The 1,092-nt window shown below is 60.2% G+C and carries 1 protein-coding gene and 1 pseudogene; both read right to left on the bottom strand.

The annotated features are described in order from the left end of the window. Positions 1 to 235: pseudogene (locus tag H149_RS23880) on the bottom strand (hypothetical protein); the annotation flags it as partial. Next, on the bottom strand, positions 225 to 1,092 hold an 868-nt coding region (locus H149_RS21820; RefSeq protein ID WP_020651376.1), incomplete at its 5' end, for a DNA methyltransferase. The pseudogene H149_RS23880 and the gene H149_RS21820, both read right to left, overlap by 11 nt.

Below are 1,092 nucleotides of genomic sequence, written 5' to 3'. Positions count from 1 at the left end.
CCTCGCGCAGACTGTTCAAGCCGTTGACGACGGCGTCCTCGATGGAGGCCCCAAGGGCAGAGTTCAGGGTGAAAATGTCCGTCGCTCGGAAGTCCGAAATACGAAGGGAAGTCCTGAACTCTTCGGGCAGGGCATAGAGCGTCTTGATGACATTCTCGTAAAGCCTGCGATGGGGCCATGAACGATCTGGCCCGCCAGTCTTGACCGGCGGTGTGGGCGATGTGCTAGGCGGCATGTTCTCGTCGTTCCTCCATGTTGGTGAATTCTTCTTCAAGGCGCGACGCGGCCACCTGGAAGTAATCGGGATTGATCTCTGCGGCGAAGGAGCGCCGCCCGGTGTGCAGGGCAGCAATGGATGCCGAGCACAGACCGCCGAAGGGTTCCCAAACAACGTCGCCTGGATCTGTGCACGCAATGATCTGCCGCTTCATAAGGGCCAACGGCTTCTGATTGGCATGCAGGTAGCCCACGCCTGTCCGGATGCGCTCTCGGCCGTGAACGGCTTGCTCCCGCCAAACGTTCGTGATGCCGTGGGTATGAGTCCACTTGGCGCGCATCTTCCCCCACCCCTCTTCGGTAACAGGGCTATGCCCATCGAGGGAGAAGTAAGGGCGCTCGGTCGGGCGGCCGTGCTCGTTGCAGTATTCGGCCATGCGAACGATGGCCTCCGGTGGTGGGAAGTACCACAGGTGACACTGGGTCAGATACTTGCGGGTCGCAGCATTCGCCACACCACAAGCATCATTCGCTTTCGACATGGGTAACCCGCTGCGCAGCCATTCATGCCGCACCCAATCCTTGATGGACAGCATTTGCCCGTTGCTACCAGGTAGCTGGTTCCGCTTCGTGTAGCGCACAGCAACTTCGGTCACAACCGGTGTGCCTCGGATAGTCTTGCTGTTGCAGTTGCCGGCGACGTGGGCAATGCCCTTGTCCCAGATATTGCATTCCTCGTACTGCCACCCGTGCATTTCCAAGACGGGGTGCACCAGCGCCCAGCCGACTTCAGTGCACCAAAACCAAAGCGTGGTATCCGTCTTCGCGTGCGCCGACCAAGCCGCAACATGGGGCGCGTACCACTCGGCGAGGTTG

It is taken from the genome of Solimonas variicoloris DSM 15731, assembly GCF_000382285.1.
In the GTDB taxonomy this organism is placed as follows: domain Bacteria; phylum Pseudomonadota; class Gammaproteobacteria; order Nevskiales; family Nevskiaceae; genus Solimonas; species Solimonas variicoloris.
This window is presented reverse-complemented; position numbering and strand designations above follow the sequence as displayed.